Raw genomic sequence first — 19,517 nt, 5'->3', positions numbered from 1 at the left:
TACTTTTGTGTAATTCCTAACTGGGAAAGAAACCTTAATTCCGAAAACTTACAGGGAGTAGGGAGTAGTGAATAGAGAGTTGGAATAAATTATCAATAGTTTCAGAGATTAGGGAGTAGGGAGTAGTGAATAGGGAGTAGAAGGAAAATTTAACACCCGCATTTCTCACAAGTTCCTAAAACTTATGGGGAGTGGGGAGTAGTGAATAGGGAGTAGAAGGAAAATTAATGCATCACTTAAGACTCATAATTTACTCATGAGAAATCCGGGAACAGTAAACAGCCATAGACCTGGACATGGGTAGCGCAACTTCTCTACAAGAAGACTTCCCGTAGGGTACAGCCAAAACCAATATTTTTCACTATTTAAATCGGATTGCTATGGGAATTAGCTAGCAACAACTAAATCTGGTAAAGCTGAAGATGCGGATTCTGCAAAAATATCTTCATAGGTGTCATAAATTTCAAATACTGAATCTAGTTGGGTTACTTCTAAAATCAGTCGCACAGGTGCTTGCAGATTGCACAAGACAAATCGACAGGAGTGCTGACGAGCTTTTTTATAACCATTCACTAAAGCGACTAATCCCGAACTGTCCATAAAGTTAACAGAGGCGAAATTGAAAACCCAAATTTGATTTTTAGCGGGAATTATTCTGGCTATTTCTTCAGTTAATAGGTTTCCACCTGATAAATCAATACTACCTGGAAGCTCAAATAAAATTACCTGATTTTCTGCTGCTGGACTCATAGAGGTGTTTGTGTAAAAGTTTTCGTTAACAAAAAAACAAAAGACATAAATACCACCTGTCCGCCAACCCGTTTTCCTGTCAATCAAGTTCAAATATTTTGATGAATAGATCAATCAGAAAACATGATCTGCGGGAATTTTCAGTATTTATGCCGTATAAATAGCATCACTCTAGCCAGTATAGACAAGTTAAAAGTATTACTTGGTTGCATCTGACCACTTTCACAAAACTTTTATAGTTTCACTGGGTTTTGACGAAGTTACGGTAAAAAAGCTATTTTTTTTTGCGTAGTTATACCTAAATATAGGGGAAAAATAGGGGAAAAGAAGTAATCAGTGGTACGACCATTTAGAGGGAAATATGGTATTATTTCCAGCTTGTAAAATCAGGGAGTGGGGAATAGGAAATAGAATTGGTAAGAGATTGCTATGGATATATAGGGCTTGCGGAAAAGTTTTAAATCGGTTTTACTTTTTGAAAAACAGTGACGGTTACACATATCGCCATTGAAAAAACATCGCAGCTTGACCAGCATAGGTGTTATCGGGATTCAATACATTCCACAGGGTGCCATTCTCAATGTAAAACCTTCTACCACTGCTGGAAATGCGTACACCGGAATAATAACAAAAACCCTTTTCACTACCTCTGCTTAAAAGCTGGTTACGTTCTTCCTGTTCTGCTGGTTCCGCACTATAACGGGAGGGCATACTGGTAAAATCAGCCCATGACATTTCCCAAAGTTCTAGTGCAGCGCGATTACCATAATTGTAAATTGGGTCGGATTCAGTACCGTGGGAAATGACGACAAAGGGAGCATCAAATACCAATTGGGTTAGGTCTTCTGGTGTGACGCTGAGATCAAATAAAGCTTGTCCCGTCCAATGTTGATAGCTGCGCATTAAATTCTGCGTATGGCGAATTATTTCATCTGGGAATGCGATCGCGTCTGTCATGGGAAAATTATACAGATATACTTCCCTTGTAATTATCCCATGTTCCAGTCACCTACTGGTCAGTTTTACAGGTTTTCAACGTTGACAGGAAAAATAATATTCGATACAATTGATTGCTGATTAAAATATTGCTTATAGCTGAGTTAGGTACTGGTGACATAGCATCGGTCACGTAGGCGATAGTTGTTTGAGTGACAGTGTACTGCCAGGTAAAAGCCTAAATACAGCTTTTTTGTTGTTTATTCATGAGGTGAATATGGCCAAGCGCCGTAATCCGAAAAAAGAAAAGGCGCTACGAAACCAAGCGTATGCCCGCAAGTTTCGTAAACGGACTACCACTGGAAGATTCCAGAGAAGATTCCAGCAGCAAAGTTCGGGTAAGAGTGAAGAGGATGAGAACGAAACGGCAATGGGCGCAGAGTAATTCTCAGTTTTGTAGTCACCTTGCTATTTGCAGTCTGAAATTCCCGTAGTTAATGATCAAGAAAATGATAGGGGAGATAAGATATACATTACCTCCCCTATTTTTATTTTTTCAATATTGTCCGCATACCGCATAAACGCGTAGCGTGTCCGCAGGACTTGGAACCAAGTTAAGTCCCTTGGAGAGGTTTCGCCAACACAAAGATTTCAGCGTGTCGGAATGTCAAATTATGAATATAAAGGCGCTCTGGGGGGGTGACAATCTAGCTTCAAAGGTTTGTGCAACAAGGATTATAGAATAGCTTTCGCCCTAAGTATAAAACAATACGGTTCAGTTAGACTTAAAAGCCTGATTATTGGGTAGGTTGGGTTGAAGAATGTAGAGGCAGAGCCCAGGCTGTGTACTTTGTGCCTTTTTTGGGGTCGCAAATTCATCCACAAACCGTGACAACAAACTTGTTCCAATACTCCAGCAGAAAAATAGTTCATTCCTACTCCCTACTCCCCTGAAGAGGACCCACCGGGTCGTCTCTACTCCCCATTTTCAAACTAAACAAGCATCTCAAAAATACTTACGGCTATCAATGGGATTTAACTGGATTTTGTTGCTTAATAGCTTTGTAGAAGAATTAATCAAATCACAAATCACACAGATAGCTGTATATTTGTCCTATGTTAAAAGTATTCGCAGACCGAGGGGGAACTTTCACGGATTTGGTTGTAGTGACGGATGACCAGTCGATTGTTGATCGACTCTCCCATGCTCCAGAACGCTTCCAAATCACACCCCTTGCTAACCGTACCTGGATGATTATTTATAAACTGCTTTCAGAACAGCCGGAACGGTATCAGGATGCGGTGATTCAGGGGATTCGAGATGTACTGGGACTTGCTGGGAACCAACCTATCCCCCCTGGAGCGGTGGATGTTGTAAAAATGGGGACAACGGTGGCGACTAACGCCCTGTTGGAACATAAGGGGGAGCGTACTATCCTTTTGATTACTCAGGGTTTTGGGGATGCTTTAGCCATTGGCTATCAAAACCGACCGCATATTTTTGCTCGTCAAATTATATTACCCGATCGGGTTTATGAACGGGTGATTGAGGTGCGAGAACGCTACACAGCCCAGGGAGAAGAGATTATCCCAATTACAGATCAAGAGAAGCAGCGATTGCAGACGCTGTTACAAAAGGCTTACGAGGATGGGATGAGGGCAGTTGCGATCGCTTTTATGCATGGTTATCGTTATCCAATGCATGAGCAGCAAGTTGCTGAATTGGCTCGTCAAGTGGGGTTTACCCAGGTTTCCGTTTCCCATACAGTTAGTCCGTTAATGAAGTTAATTCGTCGCGGGGATACAACGGTTGTGGATGCCTACCTGTCACCAATTCTGCGACGGTATGTGGATCAAGTTAGCACGGCATTGTCCCAGTCAGCTACTGGTACTAAATTGGAATTTATGAAATCCGATGGGGGACTAACGGAAGCCAGTAGATTTCAAGGTAAGGATAGTATTCTTTCTGGACCTGCGGGTGGTATTGTGGGGGCGGTAAAAACAAGTACAGCCGCCGGATTTTCCCAAATCATTGGTTTTGATATGGGTGGTACTTCCACGGATGTGTCCCACTACAACGGTGAGTATGAGCGTACCTTGGAAACGGAAATCGCTGGGGTACGTATGTATGTACCCATGATGTCCATTCATACCGTTGCTGCGGGGGGTGGATCAATACTGCGATTTGACGGCGATCGCTATCGGGTGGGTCCAGAATCTGCGGGAGCGAATCCGGGTCCTGCTTGCTATCGTCGCGGTGGTCCGTTGACGGTGACGGATTGTAATGTGCGTTTGGGTAAAATTCAGCCGCAATTCTTTCCCCAGGTGTTTGGTCCCCAGGGGAATTTACCCATTGATGACCAGGTGGTAATGGAAAAATTTGCCCAGTTGAATGCAGAAATTCGCGCGCAAACGGGTGATACTCGCAGTGATGAGGAGGTTGCTGCCGGATTTTTAGCCATTGCCATCGAGAAAATGGCCAATGCAATCAAAAAAATTTCCATCCAGCGTGGCTATGATGTCACCCAGTATACCCTCTGTTGTTTTGGTGGAGCTGGTGGACAACATGCTTGTTTGATTGCGGAAGCGTTGGGGATGAAACGGATTTTTATCCATCCTTTGGCAGGGGTTTTATCTGCCTATGGAATTGGTTTGGCGGATGTACGCATTTTGAAGGAAAGGGCAATTGAAGCGAAACTAGAGGAAAGTATCATGGCCTCCCTAGAGCAGGCTTTGGTAGACCTGGATGGGGAGAGTCGAGGGGAAATTATTGCCCAGGGGGTGAGTCCAGAGCGGATTCAAACTGTTCCTAAAATCAGATTGCGTTATCAGGGAACAGATTCCGCTTTAAATGTGGATTTTGCCAAAATAGACATTATGCGATCGCAATTTGAGCAGATGTATCGGCAACGCTATGGATTTTCCTTCCCTGATAAGGATTTGATTGTGGAAGCTGCCTTTGTGGAAGCCATTGCTCCTGCTGAACCCATTCCTGTACCTTTACCACCTCACCAGAGAACTACCCCTTTACAGGCGATCGCATCTGTGCAAATCTACACTAAGGGTGCATGGCATGATACCCCTGTTTACCGTCGTCAAGACCTGAAAGTCGGCGATCGCATTACGGGAGCGGCGTTGATTTTGGAAGCTACGGGAACCAATGTCATTGAACCGGGTTGGTGTGCGGAAGTGACACCCCAGAACTATTTGATTTTAACCAAAGTCGAGGAAATTACCACCACCCCATCTCTCCCCATCGCCACAACCACCAGACCCGATCCAGTTATGTTAGAGATTTTTAACAATCTCTTCCAATCCATCGCTGAGGAAATGGGCATCGTTTTACAAAATACCAGCTACTCAGTAAACATCAAGGAACGACTGGATTTCTCCTGTGCCATTTTTGACCATCAGGGACAACTAGTGGCAAACGCTCCCCACATTCCTGTGCATTTGGGTTCTATGGGTGACAGTGTGGGTAGTTTAATTCGTGTCAAAGGCAGCACCATGAAACCGGGAGATGTCTTTGCTGCCAATAACCCCTACAACGGTGGTACTCACCTCCCCGATATCACGGTCATCACCCCCGTATTTCTTCCCGGACACACCACACCCACCTTTTATGTTGCTTCCCGTGGACACCATGCCGATATTGGTGGTATTACACCGGGTTCGATGCCGCCCTACAGCCAATCAATCGACCAAGAAGGCATTTTACTGGATAATCTGCAAATCGTAGACCAGGGAGGCTTTCTGGAAGCAGAATTACTAAATGTGCTGGCCAATAGCCCCTATCCTACCCGTAATCCGATGCAAAATTTGGGTGATCTGCAAGCCCAAATTGCCGCCAATGAGCGAGGAGTACAGGAACTGTGCCGCTTGGTAGCCACCTATGGGTTGGACACGGTACAAACCTATATGCAGTACATACAGGATAATGCGGAAGCGTCGGTGCGGCGAGCCATTGAGGTGCTAAAACCCGGTAAATTCACCTATCAACTGGATGTAGACGCGCCTTTCTACGCAGCTAGTTTAGGGAATAATCACCACATCTGTCAAATCTGTGTAGAAATCCAAATTGATGCAGCCACTCGCTCCGCCCGCATTGATTTTACAGGTACTTCCCCCCAGCAACCCACCAATCTCAACGCACCCCTAGCAGTTTGTAAAGCCGTTGTTCTCTATGTCTTCCGTACCCTGGTTGCCGATGATATCCCCCTCAACGCCGGCTGTCTGAAACCCTTGGAAATCATCGTCCCCGAAGGCTGCTTACTCAATCCCCATCCCCCCGCAGCTGTCGTCGCTGGCAATGTGGAAACCTCCCAAGCGATCGCTAATGCTCTTTATGGTGCATTAGGAGTAATGGCAGCTTCCCAAGGGACTATGAATAATTTTACCTTTGGTAATCAGCACTACCAGTACTATGAAACAATTTGTGGCGGTTCTGGAGCCGGAGCCAGTTTTGATGGTGCGGATGCCGTTCACACCCATATGACCAATTCACGCCTTACCGACCCAGAAGTCTTAGAATGGCGATTTCCCGTCATCCTTGAGGAATTTGCCATTCGTACCCATAGTGGCGGCATCGGTAAATACCGGGGCGGTAATGGTGTAATTCGTCGCCTACGTTTCCGCGAAAACATGACAGCAGCAATTCTATCGGGACACCGGATTGTCCCTCCCTTTGGATTGATGGGTGGTCAACCGGGGAAAACAGGACGTAATTTGATTGTGCGTTCTGATGGTACGGAGGAGATTTTAGCAGGGAAGGCAGAAGTAGTGGTGAATCCAGGGGATGTATTTGTCATCGAAACCCCTGGGGGTGGGGGATTTGGTTCCGTCATCGTAGAAACTTAATATTATTATAGACGTAATATATTACGTCTCTACAATCTACAATCTTGTTCGCTCGAATCCTTAGAAAAGATGGCAGGACTTTCAGAATTTCGGAATCTGATTCCTAAGCTTTATCAAGATTGTGGGGAATTATTCGTTTCCCAAAAGCAACCGACTCAAGCGATCGCTCTCTACGAAAAATTCCTTGATCAGTTTCCCGTTATACCTTGATCAGTTTCCCGTTATATTAAAGCGTGGGGACATCCAAGATGAAAGTTCTGCCTCAAATCTGGAAACAGTAGCTACCATCCGTGGTAGAATTTCAAATTGAATTTGTATATTTTCACCCCAAAATCGCCTGGAGAGTATTAAGATACGGTGGTCGAATTTAAATCTGAACCATGCGGTTGAAGTTATCCAGATTTTGCATTACCTTTCTTATTCTCACGGTGCTGACTCTGAATGGATGTGCAAATCAGTCCTCAATCTCCAACAACGCCATTAATTCTGCCGTTGCTGCTGCTACAAGTCAAGCTGTTGCATCCAATCCTCAATCCACGAAAACGGAGGATGGGGAAGAGAAAATCGCAAACAATACAACAAAAGAGGTTATTCCCGGAATGAACAATATACCAAGACTGGAAGGCAAAGCAACGGTGGTCATGACCGTTAAAGGTTCGCCAATCACCATCGAAGTAGATGGGAATAACGCACCCATTACGGCAGGTAATTTTGTTGACTTGGTTCAACGCGGAGTTTATGACGGTTTGGTATTTCACCGTGTCGTCCGTGAACCTCAACCTTTCGTTGTTCAGGGAGGCGACCCCCAAGGAAAAGATGAAAAATTCCCCATTCAGCGCTTAGGTACGGGTAGTTTTATTGACCCTGAAACCAAGAATGTGAGATACGTACCCTTAGAAATTAAACCCAAAGGAGCGGCTGAACCAATTTACGGTAAAACCTTTAAAGAGGCGAAAATGTCCCAACCACCGGAGTTAAATCATAAATTAGGTGCAGTGGCAATGGCGCGATCGCAATTACCAAATTCCGCTTCTTCCCAGTTTTATTTTGCTCTGACGGAATTGGGTTTCCTAGATGGTGATTACGCTGTATTTGGTTATGTCACCGAGGGAATGGATGTGGTTGACAAAATTCAACAAGGCGATCGCATTGATTCCGCTAAGGTGACTGAAGGTGCGGAAAATCTCAAAAAACCTAATGAGTAATAGTGGAACAGCCTAAATGTAAAGCTGACACCATAACCTAGGAAAGTATTTTTTTCCTACTATTCACTACTCCCTATTCCCCACTCCCTATTTACAACCAAGGGAAGAGGGAAGATTAATCAGAACTAGGATTACCAACCGGATTTATTTTTGCCGAATATGTCATCAAAATTTGACACGGTGGAAATAAATCCAATTTTTTTGAATTAACGTGAATATACATCTGTCCGAGGGTGATTTGTGAAATCATAAGATGTGGGGTTGCTAACAGTTGACAGTCAACGGCACGCTATTTTTCACGACTTAAATCGGATTGCTGAATATATTTTATCGTGGTTTGTAGTTTGTTGACAGTTAACGGGTGACAGGTGACATTAGAAAAGTAGCATGGCTATGTCTTTTCAAGCATTAACCATCTCAAAACACCTCCCTTAAGTAAGTCAGCACAAATCAACTTCATTATGAAACCGATTGTAAACAACATTTATAGCCTTGAGATTGCTTCCTTTCACTGCGTTCCACTTGCTTCGGACATACCTTGATTTTTGGTGTTGCGGAATTTGGGTATGAATTATGATTATTTACATTTTGTCTGGAAACCACAATTGTCGTAAAGACATGGCGATGCTACGTCTCTACACTTCAATTCATATTTGTATTCAGCAACCCCTAATTTTTTTTACACCGACTTACTTCTTGATATATTCAATCCAAAATCTAAAATTAAGACTAAAAAAACCAACATTCAATCCAAAATCCAAAATCCAAAATCCAAATGCGGGTCGTTGTCACAGGTATAGGTTTACAATCAGCCCTAGGAACAAGCTTACAAACTAGCTGGCAAAATTTAATCGCAGGTCAATCAGGGATCAAAATCCACCAACCCTTTCTGGAACTAGAACCCTTACCCCTGGGGATGATTGCTGATCGACCGCAAACACTAGGGGAAATTACCGCACCTATCCTCACCTCCGCACTGTTAGATGCAGGTTTATCATTATCCTCCCCCTTAGTGGATACAGGGGTCGTGATTGGGTCGAGTCGGGGATTTCAAGCTCAGTGGGAAGCCCTTACTCGCTGTGGATACACGGATAAAAGCCAAGCAGAAAACTGGTTAGAAAACTTACCCCATATGAATGCGATCGCAGTTGCGCGCAAAATTGGAGCAACTGGTATTGTCCAAGCACCAATGGCAGCCTGTGCAACGGGAATTGTCGCGATCGCCCAAGCAACTTCCTTAATTAAATTTGGTCAATGTCACCGAGTAATTACGGGGGCTATAGAAGCACCAATTACACCATTGACAATTACGGGTTTTCGGCAAATGGGAGCCTTAGCAAAAACCGGAGCCTATCCCTTTGACCGAGAACGACAGGGATTAGTTTTAGGGGAAGGAGGAGCAATACTAGTGTTAGAGTCCCTAGAGCTAGCCCAGCAACGTCAAGCGCAGATTTACGGAGAAATTCTCGGTTTTGCCCTCACCAACGATGCATATCATCCCAATGCTCCCGACCCAAGTGGTAAAAGTGCAATTATCGCCATTCAAAAATGTCTGCAACGCAGTTCCCGACAAGTAAGTGATATAGAATACATTCATGCCCACGGCACTGCAACCATCCGTAATGATATAGTCGAAAGCCAAATTATTCAAACCGTATTTACCAACCATCCCTACGTCAGTTCCACCAAAGGAGCAACTGGTCATACAATTGGTGCATCTGGAGCCTTGGGTGTAGCTTTTTCTTTGATGGCACTAAAAACCCAAATATTACCCCCCTGCGTTGGCTTAAATAATTCAGAATTTCCTGTGAACCTATTAAATACAGCCAAAGAAATACCCGTCCAAAATATTATCTGCTGGAGCTTCGGTTTTGGCGGTACAAACGCTGCGATCGCATTAGCATCCATCGATTAAATACGGCAGATAGCATATTTTTTGCCAGTAAGTTTTCAAATTCAAAAAACTCACCTAAAACCGCTTTTATATTTCCGATGCGCCCAATTTAATGACAATAAAAACCTTGCCAACACCTGGTGTGAAACCCCATTTTACAGCAAAAAGCAGCATTCACAACAAATAGAACGTTCAGTGCTGCAACCAGACATATATAATATTTATAAACACCATCAGTAAAATCATGAATCTATCGGCAACAGATGGAAACATGATGAATATTTTGACGATAATTTGAGCCAGATATCAAGATACGTTAGTAGAATTTACATTTTCCTAAAATACTCCTTTAGGTATAGGCATAATTATCTATATCCGATGACCAAAGTAAACTAAACTGTACTTTATAGTGTCCCCATAATCGTATTCATGATTCATCTATTTCTGCCCTAAATAGCCAGTTAGTTACATTTATTTTGCCTACCAAACACACAGTTGCAAAGGAATTCACAATGTTAAATAGCTCAGGATTATACATCCTTCTGGTTAGCGTTCATGGCTTAATTCGCGGAGATAATTTAGAACTAGGTCGTGATGCAGATACGGGCGGACAAATAAAATACGTATTAGAGCTAGCCTTGGCTTTAGCAGCTAATCCAGAAGTCAAAAGAGTTGACTTAGTGACTCGCGCAGTTCACGACCCCAAGGTCAGTCCCGACTATGGCAAATCCATTGAAGTTTTAAATGATAAAACCCAAATTGTTCGCCTTAATTGTGGTCCACGTCGCTACCTACGCAAAGAAGTTTTGTGGCCCTATTTAGATGCTTTTGCGGATGAATTACTAAGGTATCTGCGTCAAATTGGCCAATTACCAGACGTAATTCATTCCCATTATGCCGATGCTGGTTACGTAGCTTGTCGGGTAGCAGGGTGGTTGGGGGTTCCCCTAGTACATACAGGTCACTCCCTGGGAAGGGTAAAACGACAAAGACTATTAGAAAATGGCAGCAAACCTGAATCCATTGAAAGTAATTTCCATATCAGTACCCGCATCGAAGCTGAAGAAACAACCCTAGCTAGTGCTTCCCTAATTATTGCCAGTACAAACCAAGAAGTCGTCCAACAGTACGGAATGTACGACCATTACCAACCAAAACGGATGGTTGTGATTCCTCCCGGTGTAGCCCTTGATCAATTCTATCCCCCACCACAAGATTGGCAACCTCCCCAAATTACCCAAGAAATTTATAGATTTCTCCAAGACCCCAATAAGCCAATCATTATGGCATTATCGCGACCAGCAATTCGTAAAAATGTTAGTACCCTGGTCAAAGCCTACGGGGAAGACGCGGAATTACGTCAGTTAGCGAATCTACTTTTAGTGTTAGGAAATCGTGACGATATTACGACGATGGAATCGGGTCCACGTCAAGTTTTAACGGAAATACTCCAACTAATTGACCGCTACGACCTTTACGGACATGTTGCCTATCCCAAACATCATACAGCCGATGATGTACCGGAATTATATCGATTATTAACCGCAACCCAAGGAGTGTTTATTAACCCAGCCTTGACCGAACCCTTTGGTTTAACTTTAATTGAAGCCACAGCCTGTGGAGTGCCAATTATTGCCACCGCAGATGGGGGTCCTCGCGATATTCTTGCAGCTTGTCATAATGGTCAACTCATCGATCCCCTGAATATTCAACAGATTCAAGATGCCTTAAAACTAGCACTCACAGACAAAAAACAGTGGCAAGAATGGTCAAAAAATGGCTTGAACAATGTCCGTCAACATTTCTCCTGGGATAGTCACGTCAAGAGTTACCTAGAACAGGTTCAACAACTCAAACAATTACGGGTTCAATCCTTACTCAGTCCCCTACGTCAAGCACCTGCCGATAATTTACCCGATTGGCAAGTTCCGGAAACTAACCGTTTACCGACTGCGGATCGATTTCTGGTGTGCGAGATTGATAATACCCTATTAGGAGACCAGGAAGCGCTGAAAAAACTCATTGAACGCTTGCGTAGTGAGGGAAATACAACTGGAGTCGGCATTGCCACTGGTCGAAATTTACCCAGCACACTGGAAATGTTGGAAGAATGGCGCTTTCCCATGCCAGATTTATTAATTGTTTCCACTGGCAGCGAAATATACTATGGACCAAAAGTGGTTCTGGACACGAATTGGCAAAGACATATTAATTATCGCTGGCAACCAGAAGAAGTTCGACAAGCTTTAGCGGAATTACCGGGAATTGAGTTGCAACCACCGGAAGGTCAAGGCAAATTTAAAATCAGCTATTTTGTCGATATGCAAAAATCGCTGAGTTTTCGAGAGATTATGCGCCACCTGCGTCGGCGTAGACTACATGTGAAGGGTATATTTAGCCATAATATGTATCTAGATTTATTACCAATTCGCGCATCTAAAGGTGATGCAATTCGCTATAGTGCCCTAAAGTGGGGATTACCAATTAAACGCTTTTTAGTTGCAGGTGCGTCGGGTAATGATGAATCGATGCTAGCTGGTAATACATTAGGAGTGGTAGTTGGTAATTATAGTCAGGAGATTGAAAAACTCCGTGGTTACTCACAAATCTATTTTGCTAAGGGTCATCATGCTTGGGGGATATTAGAAGCGCTGGATTATTACGACTTTTTTGGCAGTTTATCCCCCCAGGAACAGGAAATGGTTGCCGTGTAATGGGTTTGTATTGTAGAGACAACCTGTCCGGTCGTCTCTACGCAAATACCCTAGAGATTTTCGGCGTTAATTAAACCAAAACCCCATTTAATATCAAATGTTCCCTGTTCTTGTCCCGGAATCTGGGAATTTTTCCGGAAAATTTCTTTAATTGCATCCGGTGTTAGTTGGGGATCACGTTCCAACAACAATGCCACCAATCCACTGACAAAGGGTGTAGCCATACTGGTTCCCGCCATTGCGACAAATTTGGAATTGAGCATCATGGAACGTGGCATTTTGGCACTAGAAGAGAGGGTAGAAACAATCATGGCTCCAGGTGCTGCTACATCGGGTTTTTGTGCCCCATTACGTAGGGGACCTTCGCTACTAAAGTCGGATATATCATCTAGGGTTAATCCAACTTCCCGCTTTTGATTATCAATATCTGTATATTGATTACGGGTGGTAAATGATGCCACAGTGATTGCACTGGCGGCAGCACCGGGAGAGCCAATTTTCATACTATCTTGGGCACTTTGTCCGGTGAAGAAAACAGCACCCGCATCATCTAAAGTCCAAACGTTAACCTGGGTATCTTTTTGACCCTTGTTGCGTAGGCGTAATTGCCACACACCACCAGTCACAGGAACTGAACCGCTCACACCGCGAATTTGGACAAAAAAGTTGTAATCTCCATTCATCGGGTCTGGACCTGGTGCAACTACTTGTACACGAGCATCGGGAAGTCTATATTCTTGGGCTGGATTTACCGAGGGGTCGCTGACAACTTTTTGCCAAGGGGTGACAAAGCCACTGGGACTACGCATTTGAATTTCCAGTTGGGTTTCCCCAGAATACCAACCGTTTAACCAAACTATACCCACCTGTCCCCAGGGGACTCGAAAGCGCATGGAATGCATTTGATTGACTGCAACTTGTCCCTGTCCGTGGATATTATCGTTGCCCTCATTACCTGCGGCACAACAAACAATTCTACCTGGACCGGTTTCGGCATCAATCACTTTGGAGAGGGAATCGCTACCATCATGGGCATCTGCGTGGCCACCCAAACTCATGTTGACCACAGCTGGACGACCTAGCTCGGTGGCAATGCGGAAAACATAACGGACTGCATCGGCAATATGGGCATCCTGTAGGTCGGATTTGACAACAATTAACTCAGCATCAGGAGCAACACCACCATAGGTTTCATCTTGAGCAGATGCAATACCAGCCACGTGGGTTCCGTGGGCATCAGTGTCTTGGGAAATGGTTAATTGTTCCCCTGTTAACTCGGCTCCATATTTACCCTCTGGCACACCAGAACCTGGTAGGGTTTGATCCCAAATCCGGAGAATACGTCCAGCAAAAGCGGGATGTTTGGCATCGATACCGCTATCAATCACGCCGATAATTACGCCTTTACCAGTGAGTTTGGTTTTGAGTTTAAATTCAGGTAATTTCACCCGTGCAGGAGCTGTTTCCATCAACAGTTTCATTTTCCGTGATGGTTTGATGCGTTGGATGGCGGGGTCTTCGGACAGGGCATCAATCGCTTCCATCGACAGGTAGGCTGTACGTACACTTCCATGATTTTGGTTGAATTCGATACCATACTGTTCTAGATGGCTGAGGTCAGCATTTTCGTCGCAGTAGACAAAAACTATACTGCGGGTGGGCTTAATTGTGCTTTTGGGTGCAACAATCCCCAAGGAACGGCGATGGGTGACTAATCCTTCGTCTCCTTCATTTTCAAAGTCTTCAACTGCCAGGATTAACCCAGGGGAAAGTTTATCTCGTCTCATAATTTACCTCTGTTGTGATTGCGGTCAGATTGTAGCAGTATATGTCGTCTAAACAACAATACCTATAGTCCCTGATTTCTCAAAAACCCCTAAAAATCTTAGGGAATAGGGAGTGGAGAGTGGGGAGTGAGGGGAAAACAACCCATAATTCAACACTTATCACTCGTGAGAAATGCAGGTAATGTCTTTCATTTGTAACTTCCATTACTGAATCCTTATATAGGGATTATTTGGTTTTTGTTCGTTTATACTTAGTATTCAAATACACAGTTTCTGAGGGGTTTGTAGTAGTGGCTTGAGCCGGGAAAAAGCTTGAATATGAAGCGCCATACCCGCAGGGTCGTCGTAGACTAGCGCAACTAAGGGCCTTTTCTTACCCATAAAAATCAATGTGGTGGACTACTAAGTATTAGAGGATGTTTTAAAAAGTCGATTTTAATACTTGAATTATCGTTTTTGGGAATGGGGAGAAAGGCGACATGTCGCGTCTGTACTCTCGCAAGAAAAATCAGCTTTATAACCCCATGTCCAGAGTCAGGACGATAGTCAAAATAGTGATAATTAATACTTGACCAACAACCTCTTAAGTATGACGTTTACTGGGTGGTTAAATTAGGAATTTAGCAGAATCAATCATCGTGGACTTTTCCAACCCAAATATGACAATTTTATAGATGATATATAAAAAATTGATTTGGGTAGTGACTAGTTCTCAATTGACGTAAATAAGTGGGAGGGGATTTTGCTACGACTAAATGAATGTGATTAGTCATTTTTACTTGGTGTAAAAGGGGCAAAATCTAAATTTTACTGGGAGTAAAAAGTTGGGTTTTTAGAAGTTGAGTTTCTTCAAAACAACCAGCTTTTGGGATTTTCTTCGTAGTTTATTTTCCCGCAGGGATATTCACGTTGAGTTGAGTGGATTTTTAGTGTTTGAAATGCCACTGGATGATACTGGTTATGGTATACATGCTGGAAGAGGGTAATTACGGAAATTTAAGATTTATTTAACTGCAACTGAGGGTCTGCGGTAACAGTCTTTATTGTGAGTATCGGGAACAGGGAGAGACGCGACATGTAGCGTCCGTACAGGGAATAGTTTTAACCCTACGGATTCCATTTTTCACACCGAAAAATTACAAATGCCAGGTTTTTAAGCCTTATATACCTGTTTACGCACTCATGAGGAGAAATCAGGTGTTTGGGATTGCTACTTTGCAAGAAGCGACTGCGCGATCCGCTACGTGAAGAGGTGCAATGGCGGTGTTTAGGTTTTCCTTGTGTAATTCCCGCATTCATAAAAAAGGACAAACCAAGGTTCGTCCAAAGGGATTTATTGATTAATTCATAATATAGGATTTTGATGTCCTATACTATTTTTCAGCAAGCCCTATTTAATATTGGCTTTTGTGTCCTTGACTGCGGCGAGAAAAAATATAATTGTTAGGGGGATACTAAGAGCCAAAATGATTGCGGTGTTTTGGGTTCCGAAATCAGGTTGTCCGGATGTGAGTTCAAAAACCGAACCGACAGCTGCGATCGCAGTGATGCATGATCCGGCTAACAATAAGCCACTTTTTGGTGTCATGTACATAATTTCTGCACCCTATACAATTGGTTTAACTGCTTGTTGAGAGAAGCCGTGTTTTTTTAATTCTTGCGCAAGAGCGATACTGTTTTCTACCCGATCTACAAATACTACTCCATTCAGGTGATCCATTTCGTGGAGGATGCAACGCGCTAGTAAATCACTGGCTTTGAGGGTACAGGGACGACCCTGTTCGTCTTTATAGGAAATTTCCACTGATGCGGGTCTTTTTACGTCTAAATAGACACCTGGTATACTTAAGCAACCTTCCTGTCCAGTGCAAATCTCCCGACTGACTTGTTTGATGGTCGGGTTAATGAGGATTAACGGTTGGTTTTTAGGGTTATCGGGTTCTAAATCAATTACGATTAGTTGTTTATTAATGCCAACCTGGGGTGCAGCCAAACCAATTCCATCACTGCTGTACATGGTTTGGAGCATTTGCCGTGCAAGTTGACGAATCTCATCATCAACCTTGGCAATGCGTTTTGCTGGCTGACGTAATACGCGATCGCCTAAATAGTGTAATTTTAATGGGGGATTTTTGAGCTTTGTCTTGTCTACGGCAATTTCTAATGGCACTTTCTAAATACTCCCTGTGGGCTGGGTTTTAGTGGTTTTTGTTTCCCTATCTTAACAATTCTTGGCACTGACTGGGGAGGTAATTCCAAAGATGCGGTAAGTAGGTAGGTGCAATTAAACATAAAACCGCAACGCAACCCCTAAACCAATACACAAGCGAGGGGAAATAGGAGATATTCCAAAAAGAAGAGTTTCCAAATAAATTGGTAGAAACTGGCGATTTGGGATTTTTCTTGTAGGTTAACACCGCGACTCAGCCACCAGGTGCAACCGAGCAGGAATAGGTGGCTAGTAATCAGTAATAATCGGTTAATTGCCACGGTTGGTAACAAAGCAGCGGCAATGGTGACTAAATAACAAACGGTAATGACTGCGAGGGAGAGGTTAAATACTGTTTTTTGACCAAGTTTGATGGTGAAGGTGTTGATGTTGTATTGTTTGTCCCCTTCCAGGTCTGGGATATCTTTAAAGATGGCGATCGCAATCGTAAATACCAACACAAACCAGGTTAACATCCACATGACTACGGGTATGGATTGGGTGGTGTGGAAAATATCGCTGAAGTGTAAAAACAAACCAAGATTCACAATTGCCCCTCTAACTGAAAAGATACATATTGCCGCCCAAAATGGAAATCGCTTCAGCCGAATTGGTGGTAAGGAGTACATAGTCCCAATTGCTAGACTAATGGCTACCATTGTCAATAAATAATTTCCCTGTAGTCCTGCCAATATTAAGGCAGATAAGCCGGTTGCTGTGACAATTATTTTACCTGTAGTCATGGAAAATTCACCAGATGCCAAAGGTAAATGGGGTTTATTAATTTTGTCGATTTCCACGTCTTCTAGCTGATTTAAACCGACGATATAAATATTTCCACAAATACAGGCTAACCACACCGCCAAGAGAGGAAACAGAAAATTTAGCTCTAATTTATTGCCAAAACTATCTAAATAACCAGTGGTTTCTACAGCGATTATATATACACCAATTACACTTAAGCTTGTACCAATAATTGTGTGGGGACGAGAAAATTTCCAGAGGGAATGTAACCATGAAAATGGATGTTTTAGCTCAATGCTACTACTCATTTCTAGATACCTTGGTTAGAGATACATTGCAAAATCTTTCAAAGGATGTTTTAAAAGTCGATTTTAATACTTAACAAGCTCCTTTTTTGGGAGTACAGACGACCTGTTGGGTCATCTCTACAGGGAGAAATAAATCGCTAGAGACGCGACATGTCGGGTCATCTCTACAGTTGATAAGGAGAAATATATGGTTTGAGCCGATTGACTGTCTTCAATCAGTGGTTGATAATACAATTTAATATGAAGACGCATAGAAAGAACCCCACCCTAACCCTCCCAGATTACGGGGAGGGGACTAGATTTCTCCCTCTCCGTAGGTGCTATCCATTACCCGGATCTTTCTTAACAAAAAGTAAAAATACTTAAAAGAAGACGAAAGGCTTGATAGGTATAGTTTTGAGAGAGGAAAGATAGGGTGTAAAAAATGGAAAAATGGGCAGCAAGGGAATTGAAGCACTTGGATTTGGGAGATAAACGGCGAAACAAGCGTTTGATAAAGATGGTAGAAGATTTAGCAGCACAACCAACATCGAGTGTACCTCAAGCATGTGGGAGCGTAGCAGCGACAACAGCAGCATATGATTTGTGGAGTTCGCCGTATATAAAACCATCAGATATAAGCAATGGACATATCAAAAGTACAATCGAAAGGGCAAAAGAACACGAGATAGTATTAGCAATACAAGACACAACAAATATGGATGTAACAAGTCATCCAGCAACAGAAGGAATTGGATATCTAGACCAGAGAAAAAGTTTAGGATTAAAAGTACATTCAACGTTATTATCAAGCATAAAAGGAGTTCCACTGGGAGTAATAGACCAACAAGTATGGTCAAGAAATATCGAAGATTTAGGAATAGCAAAAACACGTAGAAAAAGACAAACAGAAGAAAAAGAAAGCCAAAGATGGTTGGAAGGGCTAGAGAGAACAAATAAATTACTACCAGAAAAGATAAAAATCATAACAGTAGCAGACTCAGAAGCAGATATATTTGATTTATTTAATCAGGAAAGACCAGAAAATAGCCACTTACTAATCAGAGGAACTCATAATAGAAAAGTTAGCCATACAGCGAATTATCTACATGAGGCGATCAGGTCAAGTCCAACTCAGGGAGAAGTAGAAGTCAAGGTAAGAAGAAATCCAGAAAGACCAGAAAGGATAGCAAAACTAACAATTAGATACGAAACAGTTGAAATAGAAGTACCAAAAAATAAGCTCGGGCGTTCGCTTTGTAAACCAGTAAAACTACAGGTGATATTAGCAGAAGAAAAGAGTCCACCATCGGAGATAAAACCAATCAGTTGGTTATTGTTAACGACATTGGAAATTAATAGCCTTGAAGATGCGGTAAAATGTGTTGAATGGTATACATATCGTTGGTTAATCGAGCGTTATCACTATACATTGAAAAGCGGTTGTCGAATCGAGGAATTACAACTGGAGACAGGAAAACGCCTATCAATGGCATTAGCGACATATTCGATTGTGGCATGGCGATTATTATGGTTAACTTACCAAGCAAGGGATAATCCAGAACAAAGTTGTGAAACGGTTTTAACTACAGTTGAATGGCAATCTTTATGTGTAAGTGTGAACAAAAACCCAATTCCACCAGATCAGCCACCAACATTAAGAGAAGCTGTACGAATGATTGCTCGACTAGGTGGTTTTCTGGGTCGTAAAGGTGATGGGGAACCTGGAGTCAAGACGATTTGGAGAGGGTTACGACGATTGCACGATATCGCCGTAACTTGGAAGCTAGCCCATCAAATCTAAATGCATACTTTCTGAGTTTTGTCTAATCTTAATGCTTAATCCCTCTACTGAAATCATTTCTATAATCGCTTTTCAGACTTTGTTAAGAAAGATGTGACTAATGGATAGCCGTAGGTGAAGGAGTGGGTTCAAATTATGTCCAACTTTACATTAAATTGGTATAAGGTATTTATTAATACTTGATCAACATCCTCTCAGAATAAATTCAAGAGCTAGCCCCCACTCTGTTTATATTTTATAATCCATAGCTCCCAGAGCTAGTCTGCAACAACGCTACACTTAACCGTAAGGGAATCTCAAATAATGGTATTACTGACCCACAGAAATATT

Annotated in this window: 13 protein-coding genes; 7 read left to right on the top strand and 6 right to left on the bottom strand. The window is 42.8% G+C overall.

What is annotated here, in order from left to right; translation table 11 throughout:
• Nucleotides 1–387: 387 nt before the first annotated feature.
• Entirely contained in the window at nucleotides 388–750 is a 363-nt protein-coding gene (locus CDC37_RS05735) for an STAS domain-containing protein (protein WP_096620892.1), read from the bottom strand.
• Nucleotides 751–1,242: 492 nt separating this feature from the next.
• Nucleotides 1,243–1,707 (bottom strand): MEKHLA domain-containing protein, encoded by a 465-nt coding sequence (locus CDC37_RS05730; RefSeq protein ID WP_096620891.1) that lies wholly within the window; start codon nucleotides 1,705–1,707, stop codon nucleotides 1,243–1,245.
• A gap of 256 nt (nucleotides 1,708–1,963) precedes the next feature.
• Between CDC37_RS05730 and CDC37_RS24690 the strand changes: the two genes are divergently transcribed.
• The 6 genes from CDC37_RS24690 to CDC37_RS05710 all read left to right on the top strand — a co-directional run bounded on the left by CDC37_RS24690 (nucleotide 1,964) and on the right by CDC37_RS05710 (nucleotide 12,356).
• Nucleotides 1,964–2,131, top strand: coding sequence for a hypothetical protein (locus tag CDC37_RS24690; RefSeq protein ID WP_172892759.1), 168 nt, complete (start codon nucleotides 1,964–1,966; stop codon nucleotides 2,129–2,131).
• 671 nt (nucleotides 2,132–2,802) lie between these two features.
• Nucleotides 2,803–6,543 carry a hydantoinase B/oxoprolinase family protein gene (locus CDC37_RS05725; RefSeq protein ID WP_096620890.1) on the top strand — a complete coding sequence of 1,247 codons (3,741 nt, stop codon included), beginning with the start codon at nucleotides 2,803–2,805 and terminating at the stop codon, nucleotides 6,541–6,543.
• Between the two features lie 69 nt (nucleotides 6,544–6,612).
• Complete coding sequence (locus CDC37_RS24045; RefSeq protein ID WP_157780663.1) at nucleotides 6,613–6,753, top strand: hypothetical protein; 141 nt, start codon at nucleotides 6,613–6,615, stop codon at nucleotides 6,751–6,753.
• A gap of 170 nt (nucleotides 6,754–6,923) precedes the next feature.
• The gene (locus CDC37_RS05720) at nucleotides 6,924–7,748 is read left to right on the top strand and encodes a peptidylprolyl isomerase (RefSeq protein WP_096620889.1); all 825 of its coding nucleotides are present in this window, start codon (nucleotides 6,924–6,926) and stop codon (nucleotides 7,746–7,748) included.
• 775 nt (nucleotides 7,749–8,523) lie between these two features.
• Nucleotides 8,524–9,663, top strand: coding sequence for a beta-ketoacyl-ACP synthase (locus CDC37_RS05715; protein WP_096620888.1), 1,140 nt, complete (start codon nucleotides 8,524–8,526; stop codon nucleotides 9,661–9,663).
• 491 nt (nucleotides 9,664–10,154) lie between these two features.
• Nucleotides 10,155–12,356 carry an HAD family hydrolase gene (locus tag CDC37_RS05710; RefSeq protein ID WP_096620887.1) on the top strand — a complete coding sequence of 734 codons (2,202 nt, stop codon included), beginning with the start codon at nucleotides 10,155–10,157 and terminating at the stop codon, nucleotides 12,354–12,356.
• A 50-nt stretch (nucleotides 12,357–12,406) separates the two neighbouring features.
• Here CDC37_RS05710 and CDC37_RS05705 read toward each other — a convergent pair whose 3' ends face one another.
• From CDC37_RS05705 to CDC37_RS05690, 4 genes are all read right to left on the bottom strand, one after another.
• Entirely contained in the window at nucleotides 12,407–14,143 is a 1,737-nt protein-coding gene (locus CDC37_RS05705; protein WP_096620886.1) for a S8 family peptidase, read from the bottom strand.
• Nucleotides 14,144–15,533: 1,390 nt separating this feature from the next.
• The gene (locus CDC37_RS05700) at nucleotides 15,534–15,737 is read right to left on the bottom strand and encodes a hypothetical protein (RefSeq protein WP_096620885.1); all 204 of its coding nucleotides are present in this window, start codon (nucleotides 15,735–15,737) and stop codon (nucleotides 15,534–15,536) included.
• Nucleotides 15,738–15,749: 12 nt separating this feature from the next.
• Nucleotides 15,750–16,313 (bottom strand): peptide deformylase, encoded by a 564-nt coding sequence (def, locus tag CDC37_RS05695; RefSeq protein WP_096620884.1) that lies wholly within the window; start codon nucleotides 16,311–16,313, stop codon nucleotides 15,750–15,752.
• A gap of 140 nt (nucleotides 16,314–16,453) precedes the next feature.
• Entirely contained in the window at nucleotides 16,454–17,404 is a 951-nt protein-coding gene (locus CDC37_RS05690) for a homogentisate phytyltransferase (protein WP_096620883.1), read from the bottom strand.
• 424 nt (nucleotides 17,405–17,828) lie between these two features.
• Here CDC37_RS05690 and CDC37_RS05685 point away from each other — a divergent pair, with 424 nt between their 5' ends.
• On the top strand, nucleotides 17,829–19,187 hold the full coding sequence (locus CDC37_RS05685; RefSeq protein ID WP_096620005.1) for an IS4 family transposase: 1,359 nt from the start codon (nucleotides 17,829–17,831) through the stop codon (nucleotides 19,185–19,187).
• Nucleotides 19,188–19,517: the final 330 nt, after the last annotated feature.

Source organism: Calothrix sp. NIES-3974, assembly GCF_002368395.1.
Taxonomy (GTDB): Bacteria; Cyanobacteriota; Cyanobacteriia; order Cyanobacteriales; family Nostocaceae; genus NIES-3974.
The sequence above is the reverse complement of the archived record's forward strand: the minus strand, read 5'-3'. Positions and strand labels throughout refer to the sequence as shown.

What these genes read in the sequence shown, in the direction of transcription:
- CDC37_RS24045 (WP_157780663.1), top strand. Translation starts at nt 6,613, where the DNA reads ATGGCAGGACTTTCAGAATTTCGGAATCTGATTCCTAAGCTTTATCAA.
- CDC37_RS05730 (WP_096620891.1), bottom strand. Translation starts at nt 1,707, where the DNA reads ATGACAGACGCGATCGCATTCCCAGATGAAATAATTCGCCATACGCAG.
- CDC37_RS05705 (WP_096620886.1), bottom strand. Translation starts at nt 14,143, where the DNA reads ATGAGACGAGATAAACTTTCCCCTGGGTTAATCCTGGCAGTTGAAGAC.
- CDC37_RS05700 (WP_096620885.1), bottom strand. Translation starts at nt 15,737, where the DNA reads ATGTACATGACACCAAAAAGTGGCTTATTGTTAGCCGGATCATGCATC.
- CDC37_RS05710 (WP_096620887.1), top strand. Translation starts at nt 10,155, where the DNA reads ATGTTAAATAGCTCAGGATTATACATCCTTCTGGTTAGCGTTCATGGC.
- CDC37_RS05690 (WP_096620883.1), bottom strand. Translation starts at nt 17,404, where the DNA reads ATGAGTAGTAGCATTGAGCTAAAACATCCATTTTCATGGTTACATTCC.
- CDC37_RS05735 (WP_096620892.1), bottom strand. Translation starts at nt 750, where the DNA reads ATGAGTCCAGCAGCAGAAAATCAGGTAATTTTATTTGAGCTTCCAGGT.
- CDC37_RS05720 (WP_096620889.1), top strand. Translation starts at nt 6,924, where the DNA reads ATGCGGTTGAAGTTATCCAGATTTTGCATTACCTTTCTTATTCTCACG.
- CDC37_RS05715 (WP_096620888.1), top strand. Translation starts at nt 8,524, where the DNA reads ATGCGGGTCGTTGTCACAGGTATAGGTTTACAATCAGCCCTAGGAACA.
- CDC37_RS05685 (WP_096620005.1), top strand. Translation starts at nt 17,829, where the DNA reads ATGGAAAAATGGGCAGCAAGGGAATTGAAGCACTTGGATTTGGGAGAT.
- CDC37_RS24690 (WP_172892759.1), top strand. Translation starts at nt 1,964, where the DNA reads ATGGCCAAGCGCCGTAATCCGAAAAAAGAAAAGGCGCTACGAAACCAA.
- CDC37_RS05725 (WP_096620890.1), top strand. Translation starts at nt 2,803, where the DNA reads ATGTTAAAAGTATTCGCAGACCGAGGGGGAACTTTCACGGATTTGGTT.